General features: G+C 58.1%; 2 protein-coding genes. One reads left to right on the top strand and one right to left on the bottom strand.

The genetic code is table 11. From position 1 onward, the window contains the following. The first annotated feature begins 356 nt into the window (after positions 1 to 356). The gene (locus AC1DT3_RS21070) at positions 357 to 752 is read left to right on the top strand and encodes a PRC-barrel domain-containing protein (RefSeq protein ID WP_477467141.1); all 396 of its coding nucleotides are present in this window, start codon (positions 357 to 359) and stop codon (positions 750 to 752) included. A 48-nt stretch (positions 753 to 800) separates the two neighbouring features. Here the strand turns inward: AC1DT3_RS21070 and AC1DT3_RS21065 are convergent, their stop codons facing one another. Then, on the bottom strand, positions 801 to 1,370 hold the full coding sequence (locus AC1DT3_RS21065; RefSeq protein ID WP_477467140.1) for a phage tail protein: 570 nt from the start codon (positions 1,368 to 1,370) through the stop codon (positions 801 to 803). Positions 1,371 to 1,416: the final 46 nt, after the last annotated feature.

Here is a 1,416-nt window from a genome sequence, read left to right as displayed (position 1 = left end):
CCCGGGACACTACCGAGATCCGCGCAAATTCAGCCTGAGGGACGATCACGTAAACATCCGTGTTAACCGGCGCATCTTGTTAACCGATGCGTTGACAGACACGGCGGTTAACAAGCCGCCATCCGGCACCTGCCTTTGTCGATCAATGCCAATTCTCGTTTCGGATTCAGCCCGCCCCGACAGTGTTAACCCTTTTGCGAGCGCGTCAGACTAGCCAAATCCCGGGCCGTACTACGCCCGCATGCAGGGGGCCCTTGAGAAGGACCCATTTCCAGTCCTCGGCCAGCTTCGCAGTAGGAACTTTCGCCTCAGTCGCGGCTTTGACAGCGATAGGCAACTTGTCAAGGATGACCACCATGCGCCGCTTATTGTTCGCTCTAGCTGCAACAGCCGCCATGCTAGGGGGTGTTCAGGCCCAGACAGCGGTTACCACGTCGCGAGAAGTGTTTTTTACCGCTACGCCAACAGACGTATTGAGCTACAACCTAATCGGCCTCAACGTCACCAATCCCGCTGGCGATAAGATCGGCGAGATCAAGGATCTCATCCTCTCGAAAGGGCAACTCGCTGGCTACATCGTGTCGGTCGGCGGGTTCCTCGGAATGGGTGACCGCTATGTGATCGTGCGTCCGAGCGCGGTGAAGATTGCCTACCTCGAGAATGACAGTAGGTGGGCGGCCGTTATGAACACGACGAAGGATCAGCTGAAGGCCGCTCCTGAATTCAAATACGAAGGGCGCTGGAAGCGGTAAGGCCCGGTGTCTGTCGAAGGAATTGGGGCTCGATTGAGCCCCTTTCTCTTACTTCCCGTCGAGGACGCGGAATAGCTCGTGTGAGAGGCGGTCTGCGAGGTCGCGTTGAGCCACGTCATAGAAGGCTGCCTCTGTAGCGCCCTGCACCATCTCATTCGGTATGACGACCCCACTGTCGACCATCTCAATTGGCGTGCGTGTCTTTGATGTTCTGCGGAAGACGTGTCCACCCATGTTGAGGGCGACACGGTTCGGACGACGACCTCCTTTGAGAAAGGCCGCCGTGAATGTCTTGCGCTTGCCAAAGGGGCGAGCCGTGACACCTGCCCTCACTTCCCGCGGGGCAAAATACTTCAGGCTGATATCACCACCTGCGGAACGTATCGTGTAGGCGAGCGCCCCCTTCTGAGCGGCCTTCGTTACCTTCAAAGCCTTGACGATGGTCTTTCTCTTGAGCCCGGTTTGGGCGGTGAGAGATCGCGTCATCGCGGTCTTCGCTTTGGCGCCAGTGTGGTTGAGAGCCCGCGCTATTGCGACGGGCGCCTTATGACCAGCTGCAGCCAATGAGTTCGCGAGGCGCGAGATATCGACCGTATTGATGTTGATCTGAACCGACATTGAGCCTCGCGGGCGGACTGCTTGTGATCACCGCGCAGTGGTGGCG

Source organism: Microvirga sp. P4_G7 (assembly GCF_056401005.1).
This window is presented reverse-complemented; position numbering and strand designations above follow the sequence as displayed.

Excerpts from the sequence above, each read along its gene's own strand:
- AC1DT3_RS21070 (WP_477467141.1), top strand. The coding sequence starts at position 357 with ATGCGCCGCTTATTGTTCGCTCTAGCTGCAACAGCCGCCATGCTAGGG.
- AC1DT3_RS21065 (WP_477467140.1), bottom strand. The coding sequence starts at position 1,370 with ATGTCGGTTCAGATCAACATCAATACGGTCGATATCTCGCGCCTCGCG.